The sequence below is a fragment of the Bradyrhizobium sp. NBAIM03 genome (assembly GCF_020194055.1).
In the GTDB taxonomy this organism is placed as follows: domain Bacteria; phylum Pseudomonadota; class Alphaproteobacteria; order Rhizobiales; family Xanthobacteraceae; genus Bradyrhizobium; species Bradyrhizobium yuanmingense.
Genome location: NZ_JADYVS010000022.1, coordinates 116,441 through 134,227, shown reverse-complemented (window position 1 = coordinate 134,227; position 17,787 = coordinate 116,441). Strand labels below are relative to the sequence as shown.

Annotated in this window: 16 protein-coding genes and 1 pseudogene; 7 read left to right on the top strand and 10 right to left on the bottom strand. The window is 58.4% G+C overall.

Features of this window, described 5'->3' with window-relative positions; translation table 11 throughout:
• The 3 genes from I6F21_RS27825 to I6F21_RS27815 form a co-directional block, all read right to left on the bottom strand.
• Positions 1-1,753 (bottom strand): AMP-binding protein (locus I6F21_RS27825; RefSeq protein WP_225183817.1); only part of this gene is annotated, 1,753 nt, incomplete at its 3' end.
• Positions 1,754-2,554: 801 nt separating this feature from the next.
• Positions 2,555-2,941 carry an ectoine synthase gene (locus tag I6F21_RS27820; RefSeq protein WP_225130830.1) on the bottom strand — a complete coding sequence of 129 codons (387 nt, stop codon included), beginning with the start codon at positions 2,939-2,941 and terminating at the stop codon, positions 2,555-2,557.
• Positions 2,942-3,714: 773 nt separating this feature from the next.
• A complete protein-coding gene (locus I6F21_RS27815) occupies positions 3,715-3,924 on the bottom strand; it encodes a hypothetical protein (protein ID WP_225130838.1) in 210 nt (69 codons plus the stop codon).
• 392 nt (positions 3,925-4,316) lie between these two features.
• Between I6F21_RS27815 and I6F21_RS27810 the strand changes: the two genes are divergently transcribed.
• Positions 4,317-4,520 carry a hypothetical protein gene (locus I6F21_RS27810; RefSeq protein ID WP_225130840.1) on the top strand — a complete coding sequence of 68 codons (204 nt, stop codon included), beginning with the start codon at positions 4,317-4,319 and terminating at the stop codon, positions 4,518-4,520.
• Between the two features lie 1,347 nt (positions 4,521-5,867).
• Complete coding sequence (locus tag I6F21_RS27805; protein ID WP_225130842.1) at positions 5,868-6,071, top strand: hypothetical protein; 204 nt, start codon at positions 5,868-5,870, stop codon at positions 6,069-6,071.
• Between the two features lie 231 nt (positions 6,072-6,302).
• On the opposite strand, the gene panC is transcribed toward I6F21_RS27805, so the two are convergent.
• The 7 genes from panC to bioB all read right to left on the bottom strand — a co-directional run bounded on the left by panC (position 6,303) and on the right by bioB (position 13,839).
• Positions 6,303-7,154, bottom strand: coding sequence for a pantoate--beta-alanine ligase (panC, locus tag I6F21_RS27800; RefSeq protein ID WP_225143632.1), 852 nt, complete (start codon positions 7,152-7,154; stop codon positions 6,303-6,305).
• A gap of 3 nt (positions 7,155-7,157) precedes the next feature.
• Positions 7,158-8,036: a 3-methyl-2-oxobutanoate hydroxymethyltransferase gene (panB, locus tag I6F21_RS27795; protein WP_225183816.1), complete on the bottom strand. Its 879-nt coding sequence runs from the start codon at positions 8,034-8,036 to the stop codon at positions 7,158-7,160.
• Positions 8,037-9,316: 1,280 nt separating this feature from the next.
• On the bottom strand, positions 9,317-10,582 hold the full coding sequence (locus tag I6F21_RS27790) for an adenosylmethionine--8-amino-7-oxononanoate transaminase (protein WP_225130855.1): 1,266 nt from the start codon (positions 10,580-10,582) through the stop codon (positions 9,317-9,319).
• Complete coding sequence (bioD, locus tag I6F21_RS27785) at positions 10,579-11,214, bottom strand: dethiobiotin synthase (RefSeq protein WP_225130857.1); 636 nt, start codon at positions 11,212-11,214, stop codon at positions 10,579-10,581. The genes I6F21_RS27790 and bioD overlap by 4 nt, the downstream gene beginning before the upstream one ends.
• On the bottom strand, positions 11,207-12,364 hold the full coding sequence (locus I6F21_RS27780; RefSeq protein ID WP_225130859.1) for an 8-amino-7-oxononanoate synthase: 1,158 nt from the start codon (positions 12,362-12,364) through the stop codon (positions 11,207-11,209). The genes bioD and I6F21_RS27780 overlap by 8 nt, the downstream gene beginning before the upstream one ends.
• A 74-nt stretch (positions 12,365-12,438) precedes the next feature.
• Positions 12,439-12,792, bottom strand: coding sequence for an aspartate 1-decarboxylase (panD, locus tag I6F21_RS27775; RefSeq protein ID WP_225130861.1), 354 nt, complete (start codon positions 12,790-12,792; stop codon positions 12,439-12,441).
• Between the two features lie 51 nt (positions 12,793-12,843).
• The gene (gene bioB, locus I6F21_RS27770; RefSeq protein WP_225142073.1) at positions 12,844-13,839 is read right to left on the bottom strand and encodes a biotin synthase BioB; all 996 of its coding nucleotides are present in this window, start codon (positions 13,837-13,839) and stop codon (positions 12,844-12,846) included.
• 114 nt (positions 13,840-13,953) lie between these two features.
• Here bioB and I6F21_RS27765 point away from each other — a divergent pair, with 114 nt between their 5' ends.
• The 5 genes and pseudogenes from I6F21_RS27765 to I6F21_RS27745 all read left to right on the top strand — a co-directional run.
• The gene (locus I6F21_RS27765) at positions 13,954-14,586 is read left to right on the top strand and encodes a GntR family transcriptional regulator (protein ID WP_225183815.1); all 633 of its coding nucleotides are present in this window, start codon (positions 13,954-13,956) and stop codon (positions 14,584-14,586) included.
• 135 nt (positions 14,587-14,721) lie between these two features.
• Complete coding sequence (locus I6F21_RS27760; protein ID WP_225130875.1) at positions 14,722-15,006, top strand: Dabb family protein; 285 nt, start codon at positions 14,722-14,724, stop codon at positions 15,004-15,006.
• Positions 15,007-15,190: 184 nt separating this feature from the next.
• Positions 15,191-16,585 carry an aminodeoxychorismate synthase component I gene (gene pabB / locus I6F21_RS27755; protein WP_225183814.1) on the top strand — a complete coding sequence of 465 codons (1,395 nt, stop codon included), beginning with the start codon at positions 15,191-15,193 and terminating at the stop codon, positions 16,583-16,585.
• On the top strand, positions 16,582-17,178 hold the full coding sequence (locus I6F21_RS27750; protein ID WP_225130879.1) for an aminodeoxychorismate/anthranilate synthase component II: 597 nt from the start codon (positions 16,582-16,584) through the stop codon (positions 17,176-17,178). Before pabB ends, I6F21_RS27750 begins: the two co-directional genes overlap by 4 nt.
• 293 nt (positions 17,179-17,471) lie before the next feature.
• Positions 17,472-17,660 (top strand): annotated as a pseudogene (locus I6F21_RS27745) (transposase); the annotation flags it as partial.
• Between the last annotated feature and the right edge of the window lie 127 nt (positions 17,661-17,787).

The window sequence follows — 17,787 nt, the reverse complement described above, 5'->3', positions numbered from 1 at the left end:
ACAGCCGATCGCCCTCGACAAAGGGACTGGCGATGAACCGCTCCGCGGTCAGCTCAGGGCGGTTGAGGTAGCCCCGTGCCACCCCCGCCCCGCCAATGTAAAGCTCGCCCACCGCGCCGAACGGCACAGGCGCGCCATAGCCATCCAGCAAGTACACCCGCGTGTTGGCGATTGGACGCCCGACGTGAGGCATCTGGGGCCAACATGACGGATCAGCTGCAAGGTGGTGCTCGGAAATGACGCTGATTTCCGTGGACCCATATTGATTGATCAATCTCGCGTTCGGATGTGCTTCGAAGAACGCCCTAAGCAGTGGAGTGGCCTGTAATCGCTCGCCGGCTGTATAAAGCTCTCTTAAAGCGCGCAGCTGCACCCGCTGCGTGCTCCAGACTTCCGCAAAATGATTCAATGCCACGAACGGGAGGAAAAGCCGCTCGATGGCCTCCCGCTCTACAAATTCCAGCAGGTCGGAGAAGCGCCTCCGGGTCTGTTCCCGCACGAGCACAAGCACTCCGCCGTCCTTCCAACAGATGAACAATTCCTGACAGGACACATCGAAGTTCAGGGTCGCGAATTGAAGTGTGCGCTGTTTTGACGTGCCAATGCCCGCAAGCGAATTCACAAGCGCGCCATGGGACATTTCAACGCCCTTGGGGATTCCGGTTGAGCCGGAGGTATAGATGACATAGGCGAGATGGCGCGATGTGAGGCCAAGCGTGCCCGGGTCCGGGTTCGAAGGCGGCCGCTCGCCCCAAGCCGGGGTCGTCGTCTCCAGATCGACCACCGTCACATCGGCCACGGCATCGGCGCCCAATGCGGTTCGACCGGCGACATCGCAAAGCAGCAGTTTCGGTTTTGCATCGTCGACAATCTGCCGCAGCCGCGCTGACGGATAAGTCGGATCTAGCGGCAGATAGGCACCGCCAGCCTTCATGATCGCCAACACACCGACCACCATCGCTAGGCTGCGTTCCAGGCAGATCGCCACCGGCTGGTCCGGCTTGACCCCGAGCTCGATCAGATAATGCGCCAGGCGGTTGGCCCGCGCATTGAGTTCGCCATAGCTCAGTCTCTCCCTCTCATGGACCACTGCAACCGCTTCCGGCGCCCTTTGCACCTGCGCCTCGAACAACTCATGGATACATCGCTCAAACGAAAAAGGCGCCGCCGTCCGATTCAAATCCTCAAGCAGATACGCGCGTTCGTCGGTTGGCAGAATGCCGATTCGGCCGACAGACTGCCCCGCATCGTCCATCACGCCGCGTAACAAAACTTGCAAATGCTGCGTCATGCCGTCGATCTGCTTGGGCGCCAATCGAGCGGCATCAAAATGCCAGCGGAAGCTCCCATCCAGAGCGCGAACCTCAAAGGTCAGCAAATCGCCGCATAAGGCTTGGCCAGTCTTGTGGCTCGCCGACAGATCGTCGGCGACGGAACAGCTTTCTGTCGCGATTGCAATACCAATCGGCCAAGGGTGGCGCGCCCGTAGCGCCTCCACTCCTCGCAGGGTCGGGCAGCGCGCGATAAGATCTCGGGCAAAGCTGGCGTGTGCCCTCAGCTGAGCGACTTCGGCCGCTACGGTTTTGCGCACTTCTTCAAAATCATAAGCAAGCTCAATGCAAACCTCCATCGGCACGACGGAGGCGATTACGAGTTTGGAGCCAGTTTGCAATCCGTCCCATGCAGGCTTCCATCCCAGTTGAAACTCTTTTTGCCCGGTGACTCGAGTGAGATAGATCAGCCAAGCGGTCACCAAATATTCCGAGCGATCTTGTGGGGAAAGTTTAGCCAAACCGCTTGGGCTAAACCACGAACTCGACTGCCATCGGGAAGGCGCCGCAGCCACGGACGATGACAGAAAAGGAAGATGCAATCTGCTAAACTGCTCGAGCCGCCGTCGCCAAAACTCCTCCCCACGCGCTAGCAGTTCATGCGCGGCAGATATGCTCTGCACCTGTTCATCGCTCAAGCTCGGAAGGCGACTTTCTTGATTCACGCAAATCGCTCACATCGGTTCGTATCTGTTGTCGGGCTTAGGCTGGTCTGCATTGATGTGACGAAACCCTTCGCCGAAGCAGATCACTCAATCTTCGTGCCAACCTTGCGCATCACCAAATATGGTGCCGGCAGCATCGCAGCTGCCACTCAACCGCGTCAGAGTTTCTGGTAAGCGTCCTCATCGAACGACTTCTCCTCTATGGCGCCCTTTAGACGATTACGCATCTATCGTGCCAACGGTGAAATCGAATTCAATCAATGCGAAAGCCACAGCAGCGCTATGTCAGCTGTCCAACAGCGTCGCCAGACATCGTACAATTGAGCGCGCTATCAATCGGCACAAACCTCCGCCCGCCTGGTCTTTCCGGACAAGGGAAAATGGACCTGGAATGCCAAAGTATTTTGTCAGCTCCGCCGAAGCGCATCGCGTGCGCCTTTCGTAAAACCGGAACAAAGACTTTTTCTGAGGTCCGCGTGCGATACGAGGCAGCGCTGGATTGCTCGTTATCTCGCAATTAGCGGCAGTTCATGTTGTATTGGCGTTTCTTCGCATCACTCAATATGTGGAGCCCGCCGGGTCGTCGAGCTTGTGGCGCTCGGTTCCGGTAAGGGGCGGGTTGAAGATGCTTACGAGGATCATGTCGTTGTTCCGTCCCCCGCGCAGGAAATGCTTGTCATGCTTGTCAAGCACATACATGTCACCCCTGCGAATGGGAAAGACATTGCCGTCCATGTCCTCGACCTCGCCCTCTCCGCCGATGCAGTAGCAGGCTTCGAGATGATTCCGGTATTGCAGAAGCGAAACGGTGTTAGCGCGCACCACGGTGTGGCAGATGCTAAAACCCATGCCGTCCTTATCGGTCAGAAGGCGGTGGCTAGTACCATTGCCCCAATCGACGAAGTGATCGGTTGCTTCGACGTCGCGCAGGCTACGCACAATCATAGTGTTCGATCGCCCGGTGCAGGTTGAAGTGATTGATCCAAAAGCTGGAGGCCGTTGTTCTGCCCCGGAACTGCGACTTCCCTGTCGCGCTGCCGACTGCGGTCCGTCGAAACAACCAACCGTCGGTCGCGAAGAGCCCGTGCAGCAGTCCTATGGGATCGGCTACACGCAAAAGGCCTGCCATTTGCCCGACGGCGACTAGGGAAAATATCGGCGCGAGGGTATTTCGCAGCCGAGCCCGATCGACGCGTACCAATTTGATGTTCCACCTTTGGCGTGGTGCCGCCGCTTACCTTTGGATTCCCCAGAATGCTGCTGGAGATATTGCCGGCGACATAAACTGTCTCCAATCGCAGATTTGGCAAGTCGTTTCCCTCCTTGCTGTGCCTCTCGCCGCCAGTAGAGCAAATCTCATGCCGTGGTGGCAGGCCGATGAAAGATGAAGTTGTGGCTGTCTCAGCTGGCAAGCGAGTGAGAACGATTTGGCTGGGCGTGTAGCCAATCTAACAAATTGTCGAGATATGGCCGAATACAAACGGGTCCGGAGCGAGAACCGGTCGAATAGTTCGGCTTTCTAAGGCAAAAGCCGATATAGATTGAGCAGCTGATACCCGAGCCGAATGAACTCATGTGCAGGTCAGCAGATTAGGTCTTGGGGCTGGGCCGACAGCGGGCGGATATCATCGATTATTTGCCGGGTCGCGAGCCCATGATGATGCCGTCGGCGAGAAATCGCGTGGTCCCGAATGCGAGCGTCGTTCGCGGCTCCGCGCCTATCTTGCCGACATGTCCGTCCGCTTCGGAAGGCTGAACGCGAGCGGGAAGGTCTCGGCCGAAAGAGACTCGAGGGCCGCCTGCTCCTCGGTGAGGCGTCCTTCAATGAACTGACGTTCGACATCCGACAGGTTCGACTTCAGCAGGCGAGAATAGCGGTGGATGGTGTTACGGTGAGCACGAATGCGGGCCAAATATTCATCGAGCATCCTGGACGCTCCTGAGGTCGTCGCAATCTCTACGAAGAGATATTCAGGCGAGCATGTCGTCGATCAACGCGCCGCCTGCCATCGCATCTCGGAAGCCGTTCGGCAGGCGGATAAGACTATGCTAGTTCGTGATATCATTCCCTCCCCTAGCCTAGCAACCCTCGCGACGATCCGCAGCGTTTTTGGCTCGCCATAGCCGTCCTTCTGCTCGGCTAGTCGCTCAAACAGAGCTGGATGCTTGTAAGGCGCAAGGAATAGTCGGTCACGCCCCCGGCGCCGGACGCTTGTCGCTAACAAGCTCGCCCGTCAGTATTCTCTCCCGACGAGCTGAACATCGTTTGTCGATGTGCTATACGCATCTACGTTGAGAACAGCTTTGGTTGAGAGTTTCGATGTCTCTTTCGATTGGATTGATCGTCGACGGCTATGTGAAACTAAGCAACCGCAGCGCGCTGGAGACCCTTCTGGCGCATCGGCGGGAGCTACTGCAGCAGTTGAAGTGCGTTACCGGAGTTGATCCGAAGCCAGCGATCGCTCAGGTCAGTCAAGACATCACAGTGATTGAAAGGGCACTTGCGGGGCTCGCACAGGAGTAGACAGCAATGGCGCACCCGCTCGCTTGAGTGATGGCGCTCCGGCGCCGAACACTGAGTTCGCCCTCGTTTCCGGACGAAGGTTATTAGCGTGACGCCTCACCGGCATCGTGGCGCGCAAGGGTGCGTGCGCCAAGGCTTGGATGCGCTGCCTGTTGTGCGAGCAGCTCGTTTCAACGATCGGCCTCGCAGCGAGCAACGCGCCAACCGATTCACATCGGATAACGCCGCGTCTTGGGTGACGTTAGGCCGCCATCGATTTGCGACCACGATACACCTCTGCGAGCTGGCCGGATCGCTATGCCGCAGGCGACGCGACGGCGCGCGCGAATCTGGATAGCAGGCCAGGACCTTCAGCACTGTGACTTGGAAATTCGCCTCAATGACAAGCCATGTCCTAGATCTAATCGCCACATCGTTGGTGCTCTGGAAGAGCTTCCTGACCGATCTGTTTAAGCAGATTGGGGCACGTCTCATCTCTGATGGCGGCCTTCAGGATTTTGGAGGCAACGTAGGCGCGGACGCCGGCGTCATACGGTGAGGCGCTTTCGCAGACCTCCCTATCGGCTCCAAACCCGACCGCTTGGCATCCTGCACTGTAGAGGGACTTCAATTCATGCGTTGAAGCATATCTTTGCGTCAAAAACCAGCGCCCGCCCCGCGTCTGGCGACGAAATCGGGCCAGGATCCGGCGCCCGCGCTAAGTGCCCCCTTGACTCGCCCTCCTGGCCGCTCTTGAGGGAACTTCGGCTTTATGCAGCTTAGGAGGTCGTCTGCGCGATCGTGAAGTAGTTTCATGGTCATGGGCGTGTGGTTAGTGATCCATAATTGCAGGTATTGGCAGCACACGATTTTGAGCAAACCTCCTTTGGCATGCCCGCTTGCAGGCGGATGATTTCGGTAGCGACTTGCGTTTTGGACATATAAGCCTGCTGAAGGACCCCAGCACGGAGACGCGAACGTCGCGTGAAAATTCATCGGAGGCGCTGCCGCAATGCAGGATTTGAGCGCGAGAGCGCGGCTCGTTGCATTAATCGATATTGCCATTTTGTTACCAGTCTGCGCCCAGAGCAATCACATGCAGCCGGAGGGCGGCATATTCCGCGGCCACATTGTTGGGGGTCATTACTGCAACTGAGCTTGAGCGACGAGCGAGATGGCGTCGCCGAAAGTGCCGTCGAATCTACGACCTGGGCGAAGGCCCTTTGCAGGGAGTGAGCTAGCAACCAGCCCACCGCGGGCTGCGTGTGAAACGCTCTGATCTGACGCCGAGGCGCCTCGTTCAGGGAAGAGAAGCAACTGGGCTGTTCAGATTATCTGCTGTGTTTGTCGAATCGGAAAGGGAGCTACATGAATCATCTCGGCAGCAGCTATCGTCGCACACCATCTGTGATGACAGACGAACAGCACGAGCTGAAGCGGTGCAAGCAGGAGATTGCGCGCCTCAAACAGCTGGTTGTACGACTTTCTGAAATTGTTTTGCGCGACGTCGTAAAAAGCGCGCAAAGCGGTCGGAACGCCCCGGAGTGTCCAAGCGAGCCGCCGAAATCATAAAACGGAAAGCGAACTCGCACTTGGCTGCTCTCGGCAGCGCGGCAGCGGCCCCGCCTCGCTCCACCCCGTCAGCCGGCAGAGCCGATCTCAGCCGACATCATGAGGTTGAGCGGGGGGGCAGTTGTTCAGCACGCAAAGGGCAGTTCCGGGTCGCCTTCGAGAGATGTTGAGGATTTCAGGGCCAACCCATCCGGTTCGACTGTTTGTGAGCGCAATCACTTGCGGATCTAGCTACGATGGCGACCGGGATAGGACTACATTGTCGATCAACCGAGTGGAGCCGACGTACGCTGCGACACAGAGTGCCGCCGGGTAGCGCAGAGGGCTCTCGGCAATCCTTAGGGTCCCAGTGTCGACAAGCTCAAGGTACTGCAGTCGATCGACCATTTCCAAATGCTTTCTTGCAAGCGCAATCAGCGTTGCCGCATCGCGCTCCCCTGAGGCAAACTCATGCGCTGCGGCGAACAAGCCACGGCTGATCGCAAGGCTCCGACCACGTTCTTCCGAGCTGAGATAACGGTTGCGACTGCTCATTGCCAGCCCATCTGGCTCCCGCACGGTTGGCACAGTGACAATCTCGATCGGAAGATTCAGATCAACCGTCACGCGGCGTATCACAGCGCATTGCTGAAAATCCTTCTGTCCAAAGTACGCGACGTTCGGCTGCACCATGTTGAATAGCTTGCAGACGACAGTCGCTACACCACGAAAATGTCCAGGCCTGAAAGCACCGCAGAGCGGTTTTGCGAGTTCGCCCGGCTCGACAAAGCTCTCAAATTGAGCCGGATAGATCTCCTCTGCACTTGGCGCGAAGATGATGGTGACCCCGGCACTGCGGCACAACGCTTCATCGCGCGCGAAGTCGCGAGGGTACCTGCTGAGATCCTCATTTGGGCCGAACTGAGTGGGGTTGACGAAGATGCTGACGACAGTGACGTCGCAGTGTCCCCGGCTTGCCGAGATCAGGGCCAGGTGGCCGTCGTGCAAGTATCCCATCGTCGGAACGAATCCGATGCGCTTATCGGCATTGCGAACGTCTGCAAGGGCGCGACGCAGCTCAGCGACCTTCGTAATGACTTGCATTTCTTACCTTGAGGTTGAATTGGAGGGCACCCAGTTGGCGACGGCATGCCGAAGCTGATCAGGAAGCCGATAGCACTCCTCCGAGCCCGGGAATGCACCTTTGCGGATATCGGCAGCCCAGCGCGACAGCGCCTCCTGGAACAGCTGGAATCCATTTGTATAGGCACGAACGAATTTGGGGCGATGACCTTCGGTTAGCCCCAAGACATCATGAAACACGAGCACTTGGCCCGAGCAATCAGGTCCTGCTCCGATCCCGATGGTGGGTATCGTGAGACATTCGGTCGCTCGCGCCGCGAGCTCGGCAGGAATGCCCTCCAGGACCAGCGCGAAGCAGCCGGCTTCCTGCAGACGGTGGGCGTCATCGAGCAGCCGCAAGGCGGTATCCGTTGTCCGTCCCTGCACCTTGAATCCACCCATGACGTTGACGCTCTGCGGGGTCAGACCGAGATGTCCCATCACAGGAATTTCGCAATCGACCAAGGCGCGTACCATATCGATGCGTTTGGCACCACCCTCGAGTTTCACAGCATCGGCGCCACGCTGCAGAAAACCTCCTGCGTTGCGAATCGTATCCTCAGAACCGACATGAAAGCTCAGAAAGGGCATGTCGGCCACAAGCAGGGCATGAGGCTTCGTGCGCGCAACAGCCTCCAGGTGATGATTCATCATGGCCACGCTGACGGGCAGCGTGTTGTCGAATCCCAGGCAGACGTTTCCAACGCTATCGCCGACCAGGATGATATCGACAATGGGATCCGCGATGCGCGTCGCAACCGCATCGTAGGCGGTGGTCATCACGACACGCCGTCCTTTATCGTTCCACTGCTGCAGTGCCGGAATCGTGACACGCTCTAGAGGCTGCTCTGAACTGTGGCTCATATTGAATCCGCTCCCCACACACCGTCGGCGCTTCCTAGAGAAGGCAGGAGAAACCTGTCAATGGTATGGAGGATGGAGATCCCAGTTTCTCTAGAACTGGAGAACAGAGCAAAAACAGCCCAATGGTCGCGCAACCATGAGACAAGACCTTCCTCATCGCGATTTCACCTCCCGATGGCTCGTCTTCCCGTGCAGTTTCAGCGGCTATGCCAGCCGCGGCCTCAATCGAGGAGCGGCGCTCGCGACGAGCCACCATCTGCACGCGTTTCTGGGCTAGTTGCAGTCTCTCCAAACGGTGACGGCTCGACCGGACCGAGCTGCAGATGCACGCGTGGGGACTTCGTCTTTAGGCACATCTGCGTGTCTGCCCCCTAGGGGTACTCGTTAGCCTCCCGCTTTCGCGCTGGCGCACCGAGCAAAGCAAACGGATGGCAGGCCAGGAACGTCCAAAAGTCACAGGCCGCCGTAAGCGCAGCGAGAGTCGCGGTCGAGTAGATGTCGTCGCGAAGGCGCTCAGACCGAGCCAGCCTGCTGGCCCTGTAGGCTCTGAAGTCGATTATTTTTGCCGATGTTTCTGTCACTTGATTTCCACGCGCTCTAGAGGGCCACTTGAATTCTCTGACCAGGGTCGTACCGGCACAACTCAGTCCATTCCTAAGCGGCTCGCCCCCGTCGCAACCAATTCTGATCGGCCTCCCGCCGCGCCTTAAAGCGGTTGACGCATTTCTTGGAGCAAAGGGCCGTTCGCCAGCAGTAATGGCGGATCAGCCCAAACTTTCCGCCGCATATCGCGCAGCATGTGGCTGAATGGTCGGGGGAATTACGGAATCCAATGTGCATTCTCGCCTCCTGTCAGACGTTTACTTGGGGAAGCCCCGCTGCCCTCTGACCACAGCACCACGCGCGCACCAAAGGTGCGGTCGCCCGGCGGTCCATTTCCCTGGTTCTTGCAGCCATCAAGAGTCTTGACTCTGATGTGCGGCTGCCTCGCGAAGCAGTACTTTCCGCAGAAAGCCTCGCCGAGAATTTGCTCAAGATAATGGATTTCTCTATCGTGGTTAACGCAATTCGCCCGACATTTCGGCCAAATGCTGCGCCTTTCATGGCTAGCCCGCAGGATTGCTGCGGCAGCGGGGTCGGGAGCGCTTAAGTGCTTAAAGCACGATCAGCCTGCGAGCCTTGGGTGCTGCATTCTCGTTGCACTATCAAGCGGCAGCAATACGGACACTTTCGCCTTCCAAGATGCTGTCGCTGCAGATGATTGCACAGCCTCGTGCATCTCACATCAGCAAGTCAGCAGCGTCGCGGATGGCAGTATAGATTTCATCAAGGTCGGCCGCCGTAACGCAGTAAGGCGGCATCACGTAGATCGTGTTACCGAGTGGGCGTAGCAGCAGATTCCGCGCTTGGAAGAAAGCCAAAAGCCTCGGACCGATGTCCGCCAGATAGCCGGCATCGCTCGTGTTGAGTTCAAGCGCTGTGACTGTTCCCGTGCGTCGGACGTTTGCGAACCGTGAATCGGCGCGGAATGGCACGAGTGCCTGCTCTTGCATCCTGGCCAAGGATGCCAGCCGCCAGCGATATTCCTGATCCTGCCATAGGTCCAGATTAGCCTTGGCCGCGGCACAGGCCACTGGATTGGCCGTATATGAGCTCGAATGAAAAAACGTACGTGTGCGATCTTCAGAATAATGCGCATCGAAAATATCGGCACGACAGAGTGTGACGGCGAGCGGCAGCGCCCCACCCGTGAGGCCTTTCGAATAGCAGGCAATATCGGGCATGACATCGGCCTGCTCACACGCAAACAAGGTACCCGTCCGGCCCCAGCCGGTCATGACCTCGTCCGCAATGAACAAGACGTCGAAGGCTTCGCAGATCCGCTTCATCTCTCTTAGGGTCGAGGGAGAATACATCAGCATTCCACCGGCACCCAATATCAGGGGTTCCACGATAAAGGCTGCGGGATGTTCGTTTCTACACGCGTTTTCAAGCGCATCGAGCGCTCTTTGCTCACGATCTCTTGCCGGGAACGGAATCGAGGTCACCTCGAACATCAGCGCCCCGTAGGCCGCATTGAAGACGCCTCGGCTACCTACCGACATCGCCCCGATCGTGTCGCCATGGTACGAGTGCTGCATCACCACAATTTGGGTTCGCTGTCTTCCGGTATTGCGCCAGTAGCCGAGCGCCATTTTCAGCGCGACTTCGACGCTGGTTGACCCGCTATCGGAGAAGAACACATGTTCGAGCGCCGGGGAGGTGACCTTCAATAGTTCCGTCGCAACTTGCTCAGCCGGGTCGTGAGTGTATCCGGCGAAGATGACCTGGTTGAGCTTGCCTGCCTGCTCTCGGATCGCGTTCACGATGCATGGATGGCAATGGCCGTGGGTCACGACCCACCAGGAGGAGATTGCATCGATAAGGCGTCGGCCATCTTCGGTGTAGAGATAAGCCCCCTCTCCCCGCAGCACCTTCGTCATGTCCCGCTGTAGAGCATGCTGCGTGAACGGGTGCCAGATCGGCGACCTCCTGGCTATCTTCATAGGTTCAGGAAATCGCTGCTAACAAAGGAGTCTTTGAAAGCCGCCTGCAGCCTATCGTCCGTGAGGGGAACAACCCACGGGAGCCGTCCCAACCAACGCACTCTCCCGATCTCGCAAATCGCGCTTTCAGTTTCGGCGTTTCTTTCGCCAATGAACGCAATTCCAAGGATTCGAATCTGACGCTTCCGCAGAGCCTCTATGGAGAGCAGGGAGTGATTGATTGTGCCCAGTCCCGTCCTTGCGCAAAGCACGACGGGGAGCTGCCAGCGCTCGAAGATGTCGATGTAAAGAGTGCGCGCTGTCAGCGGCACCATGAGTCCGCCGGCGCCCTCGATCACGAGTTGCCGCTCGCCGCTGTCCGGCAGTCGAAGCGTCTCTGTATCTATGCGAACACCGTCGATCTCCGCGGAGTAATGGGGCGACGCAGGCGTCCGAAGTCGGTAGAGCTCCGGGACAATCCGATCGGACGAGAGGCCACCGAGGCGGCGGATGCACTCGGAATCGGTCTCTTGTTCGAGTCCAGCCTGGACCGGCTTCCAGTAATTCGCGCCGAGAAGGCCGGCGAGCCCTGCGGAAAATACCGTTTTGCCGACCCCGGTGTCCGTACCAGCCACGACGATCCGCTTATTCATCAAAACGAGCCCTCGTCACCTCAACCAGCGCATCGAGCATTGCGCGCACGTCCTCTTCCCCAACATTGAGTGTCAACGAAATTCGCAACCGGGCGGTGCCTGCAGGGACGGTTGGCGGCCGAATTCCGCGGATGTCGAAGCCGCGCGCCTGCAGAGCAGAGGCAAGTCGCATTGCATGAGCATTATCACCTACGATGTACGGCACGATCTGAGAGGTCGATGGTGTGCGCAAACCAAGCAAGGTGATCTGCCGATGGGCGAACGCAACGAGATTGGCCAGCCGCTGCTGCCGCTCCGGCTCTTTCTGCAGGGTGAGAAGTGCCTCTCGAACGGCAACGGCCATCAATGGTGATGGGGCGGTGGCAAAAATAAACGGACGGCAGCGGTTGACCATGAAATCGCGCAAGATGCCGGAGGCCGTAACCAGTGCACCCGCCGCACCGAGCGCTTTGCCGCAGGTATGAACGACGATGAGATTTTCGCGCCTGTCATAAGGGGCCGTGAGCCCTCGTCCCTGATGCCCGTAAGCGCCTGTGGCATGAGCCTCATCCACGATCAGAAACGCGTCGTGGCGATCGGCGATTGCCACCAGCTCTTCGAGTGGAGCGAAATCGCCGTCCATACTGTAGAGACTTTCGGCCACAATCCAGACGCGGCCCGCCCCACCTTTGTTTCGCCAGTCGCGAATTTCGTCTTCGAGTGACTGGGGATCATTGTGCGCGTGAATTCGACACTCTGCGCGGCCGGCCCGTGCCCCCTCGTGAATACTGGCGTGCACGAGCGAATCGAGAACGAGCAGATCGCCGTGCTGCGGCAGCGTTGTCAGGAGGGCAAAATTTGCGATGTAGCCGCCTCCAAAGAAAAGCGCTGCCTCCGCGCCAAAGAACTGAGCCGCTTCCGTCTCGAGCCGTTCATGCTCCTCGCAATTGCCGCGCAGAAGCCGCGACCCGCCGGCTCCAATCGGAGTGCCCGCATCGAGCGCGGCGACCATCGCCTTTTTGATGTGCGAGTCGTTGCCGAGCGCCAGATAGTCGTTCGATGCGAAATCGATCCCCACGCGGGGCTTGAGGCAGCGCAGCCGTTTATCTTCGTTCAACGCATTCAACGCTGCGACGTAGGGACCAAGTCTAGCTGTTTGGATTGACCGCATTCATCACTCCGAGGCTCGCATCAAATCACGCAAAAAATGCGTTGGCCGTTTAAGAAGGAAGGATGGCCGGAGGTTCAACTTGCCAGGATGCGATTGTCTCTGTCCACACGCACAATGCGTGGCTTGAATATCTTTGCTTCGGCCTCGTCGAATGAGGCATATGCAACGATAATGATCTTGTCTCCGGGCATCGCCAGTCGGGCGGCCGCACCGTTCAGGCTTATCGTGCCAGACATCGGCGGCGCCTCGATCACGTAGGTGGCAAAGCGCATCCCTGTTTCGACATTGTAGATTTCGACGCGCTCGTTGATCACCATTCCTGCCGCGTCCAGGAGCGTACGATCTATCGAGATCGAGCCTTCATAGTGAAGATCAGCTTCGGTCACTGAGGCGCGATGGATTTTGCCCTTCATCAAAGTTATCTGCATTTCTCACCTAGGCTGGATGTAGGGGGCAACATATTGCGCGCACTGCTTCCGTCAGGAGAGCCCGGACGTGATGCCGAGCCGGGCCAGCAGATCCGCGTCGCGATCAACTTTCGGGTTTTTGGTGGTCAAGAGCACGTCGCCGACGAAGATTGAATTTGCGCCGGCCAAGAAGCAAAGCGCCTGCAATTCATCGGTCATGTATTGCCGCCCGGCGGACAAGCGAACCACACTCCTCGGCATCATGATCCGCGCGGTCGCCAGCAGCCGGACCAGCGCGATCGGATCGGGAGGCCCCGCGGTGTCTTCCACCGGCACGCCCTCGATCTTGTTCCACAGGTTGATCGGCACGCTTTCGGGATGGTTGGGAAGATTGGCGAGCAGCACGAGCATACCCAGGCGGTCCTCGACGCGCTCGCCCATGCCGATAATCCCGCCGCAGCAGATCTTGATGCCGGCATCGCGCACATGCGCCAGCGTATCGATGCGGTCCTGCAGGCTGCGGGTGGTGATGATCTTGCTGTAAAACTCGGGCGATGTGTCGACGTTGTGATTGTAGAAGTCAAGGCCGGCCTCGGCGAGGCGCGCGGCCTGCTTCGTTGTCAGCATGCCGAGCGTGACGCACGTTTCCATGCCGAGTCCCTTGACCGCCTTGACCATGTCGCAGACGGAATCAAGATCGCGATCTTTTGGCGTGCGCCAGGCCGCGGCCATGCAGAAGCGCGTGGCGCCGGCACCCTTCGCGCGCTGCGCGGTCGCAACCACATCGGCGCAACGCATCAGACGAGTGGCTTTCAGGCCGGTCTCGTAATGCGCGCTTTGCGAGCAGTAGCCGCAGTCTTCCGGACAGCCGCCGGTCTTGATGCTGAGCAGGCTCGCAGTTTCGACGTGGTTTGGATCGAAGTTCTTGCGATGAGCGTGCTGCGCCTGAAGCATCAGGTCGGCAAAAGGACGGTCGTAGAGCGCCTTAGCCTCTTCGACATTCCAATGATAACGAACCTGCGTCCCGTTGCCTGCTTCCTTCCGCTGGACTTGCGCAGCAGCATCCATAAGCCAATCCCGCTCAATTGTAGATAATCGCGTCAATTATCTATAGTCATTGCCCTCGAAGAGATGCTAATCGAGCTGTCTCGCAAATGCACCGGTTATTGCGGTAGATAATCTATGATCACTAGTGACAACATGACGACGGTCGCGCGCATCGCGGACTCAATTGCTGAGCGCATTATCAGCGGCGCCTTAGAGCCAGGCGCGCCACTCCGTCAGGATCACGTGGCACGAGAATTCAATTCCAGCCACGTCCCCGTGCGCGAGGCCTTTCGGCAGTTGCAGGCACAACATCTTGTTGTCGCGGTGCCGCGTCGCGGTGTTCGGGTTTCCCCGCTCGATACCCGTTTGAAGGAGATCGCCGAAATGCGCGCCGCGCTCGAAGTGGTGGCATTGCGCCATTCGGGGCCAAGGCTCACAACAGCTCATTTGGCTCAGATCGAGCTCGCCCTGATCGAAGGAGACAATGCAAAGACGATCGAGGAGTTTGAGACAGCCAACCGCGCCTTTCACCAAGCCTTGGTCGCGCCGTGCGGAATGCCGCGTCTGCTCGCGAGCCTCGATGGACTGCAGCTTGCCAATTCTCGATTGGTGTTCGCGATGGCGCGATCGGTGGGCTGGCGACCGCGCTCCAATCAAGATCACCGCCTGATTCTGCAAGCCTTGCGAACGCGCAACGTCGATCAAGCCTGTAATCTGCTCACGCGGCACATTCAAACCATTGAGCGCCTTGCCCTTCCGGCGCCCTGAGCAAATCTGGCAAGCTTCATTGCGGATCGCCGACGATCGCAAGCGACGATCATGCGGCAAGCGACTAGCCTCATTGCAACGGGCTCTATTCCCAGATAGTTATGCCACCCACTAGCGACATCTCCACGGACGGCCATGATTCGTCACATCGTCTTCTTCAGCGCCAAGGACGAGGCGCATATCGACCATATCATCGAAGGTCTTTCGCTTCTCACCACGATACCACATGCGCGCCGGCTTGAGGTTGCCCGCAACCGCAAGACCGATCAGCTCGGCAACGATATCGATGTCGTGGTCTATGGTGAGTTCGACAGCGAGGCGGAGCTCGCAGCGTACAAGGCGCACGATCTCTACCGGGAGTCGATTAAGCGGGTCCGACCGCTCCGCGAGCTGCGGTTCGCGGCCGACTACGATGCATAGATACCCCTTGCGCCTCCACGGCAGGATGATCCAGGTGCTGTCGCAGCAAAAAGTCCACCGCCTGGTTAACTTGGCAATGGGCCTCAAGTTTCGGCCCATCGCAGGCAAGCGTCGTTCTCATCGGGGGGGCCAACAGATGGAACGGCACTTTCACGACGTCAGCCGCCGGTGACCGATAACCACGATGTACGTTCGCGAGTTGCAGTGGGTTGACCCTGTCATAGCGATGCGACGTCTCGGGCATCGATCGCATCTCACGTTTCTCGATAGCGTAGCAAGGCACGAGCTGCTTGGGCGCTACTCATATCTAACGTGCGACCCGTTCAGCACCTATAGGGTCGCGAACGGCCAAGTCAGTTGGAACGGACTGACTCTCGAGGCCGATCCATGGAAGGTCCTTCGCACGCTACTCGCGAAGTACCCGCAAGAGCATCGTCCCGATCTCCCGCCGTTCCAGGGAGGAGCGGCGGGCTACCTTGCCTACGACATGAACAGGACATTGGAGCGATTGTCTGCGCCGGCAATTGCCGGTCTGGGTTTGCCCCAATCCATCCTGCATTTCTATGATGTGGTCATCAGCTTCGACCACCGGGATAACAAATGCTGGATCGTCTCGACCGGATGGCCGGAGCACGATCGGGTGCGACGGAGCGAACGAGCGCGTCGTCGAGCCGACCAGTTTGCAGCATTGCTTGCCGGTCCAAAGGCGCCACAGAAGGGTTGTCCCAGCAAAGCGGGCGCATGGCGCTCGAACTTCAGCCGCGAGGGCTACGTTGCGGCGGTACAACGCGTGATCGACTTGATCCTGGCGGGTGACGTGTTCCAGGCGAATATTGCGCAGCGTTTCAGCGCCCGCCTGTCGACCTCGTTTGATCCACTCGCCTTCTATTGCCAGCTACGATCATTGAATCCAGCGCCTTTTGCGGCCCTGCTGCGATGGGGAAAGCTGACCATCGCATCAAGTTCGCCGGAACGATTCCTGAAGCTTGAGGGACGACAAGTCGAGACACGACCTATCAAGGGCACGATCGCGCGTTCTCCTGATTTCAAGGAAGACCAGCGCCGTGCGGCTGTTCTCCTCGCTTCCGAAAAGGATCATGCCGAGAACACGATGATTGTTGACCTTTTGCGCAACGATCTGTCACGCGTTTGCACCGCGCATTCGGTCGAGGTTCCGGCCCTGTGCAATCTCGAGTCCTATGCCTCAGTGCACCATCTCGTGTCGATCGTTACGGGGAAACTTGCCGGAGGCGAAGACGCCGTTAGCCTGCTCCGTGCTTGCTTCCCCGGCGGCTCCATTACGGGAGCGCCAAAGCTGCGGTCGATGGAAATTATTACAGAAATCGAGCGCATAGCGCGAGAGGTCTATTGTGGGGCGATCGGCTTCATCGGCTTCAACGGGCACATGGACACAAGTATTGCGATCCGCACGGTCACGATCGACGGCGACCTGGCTGTGTTTCATGCGGGCAGCGGTATAACGGCCCTGTCGGAGCCCGAGGCCGAATACGAGGAAACGCTCGCCAAGGCAGAGCGAATCTTTGATGCATTTGGTTCTGAACCAGCTGGTGCATTTTGATTGTCATCATCGATAATTACGATTCCTTCGTGTTCAACATTGCCCGCTATTTCCACAAGCTCAGTGAAGCAACGGAAGTGATCCGAAACGATGCTATCAGCATCAGCGAGCTCGTTGGTCTCAACCCGCGCGCGGTGGTCATATCGCCCGGCCCCTGCACCCCAAATGAGGCAGGAATATCGACAGCAGTGGTTCGCGAACTTTCAGGACGCGTACCAATTCTCGGCATCTGCCTTGGACATCAATGTATTGGAAGCGTTTTCGGAGGACGGGTGGCGCGTGCGCATCGGCCCATGCACGGTCGGCGCTCGTACATTGCGCATGACGGCCGAGGGTTATTCAAGGGGCTGCCAACCCCGCTTGACGTCGGACGCTACCATTCTCTTATCGTCGAGCTTGATCAGTCATGTGCGCAGAATCTCATAGTGACAGCGCGTTCGGAGGAAGGCGAGATCATGGCCTTCACGCACGGCTATTATCCCACTTATGGGGTCCAGTTCCATCCCGAGTCGATACTTACGTCACAGGGGCACGTCCTGCTTATGAACTTCTTGCGACTCACAGAGGATTTTCGAAACCACGCGGAGCAATGAGAGGCGGCTCGCCTGCCGATCAAGATGGTGGACTGTTGGTTTCCGACGTGGTTGGAAGGCGCAGCGCCATATGGCAGGCATTTTGTGGTAATCAGCGCTGTTCCGTGCTCGGCTCCGCAGTCAGCGGCGCGCCTCCGACAGAAACCGGACCTTGCGGTTTCGTGAGCGTCATCGAGGCACCACGCGCTGAGGGCTGATCTAGTCGGTTAGAAAGATCTCGTGGAATGGTTCGTCACGAGATCACCATGTCAAAGGATAGTCGTAAGGATGGCGATAAGGATAGGCATACGTCTATCCTCAAGGACGGCTCGGACACGCTGCAGCGTGTCGAGATCATTACCGGGACGGGCCGGCGACGGCGCTGGTCGACCGATGCGAAGGCGGCGATTGTCGCGGAGAGTTTTGCGCCGGGTGCAAGCGTGTCCGCGATGGCGCGACAACACGACATCAGCCCAAGCCTGTTGTTTCTGTGGCGTCGTCGGACAATGCGGGCGAAGGTGGTGGAGCGCGGGTACGGAGACGTGCCAGCTGGCTTTTGCCGGTCGCGATCACCGGCTGCGGGGGCAAATTGCCCTCGTGCGAAGAGCAGGCGGCAATCGAGATCGAGGT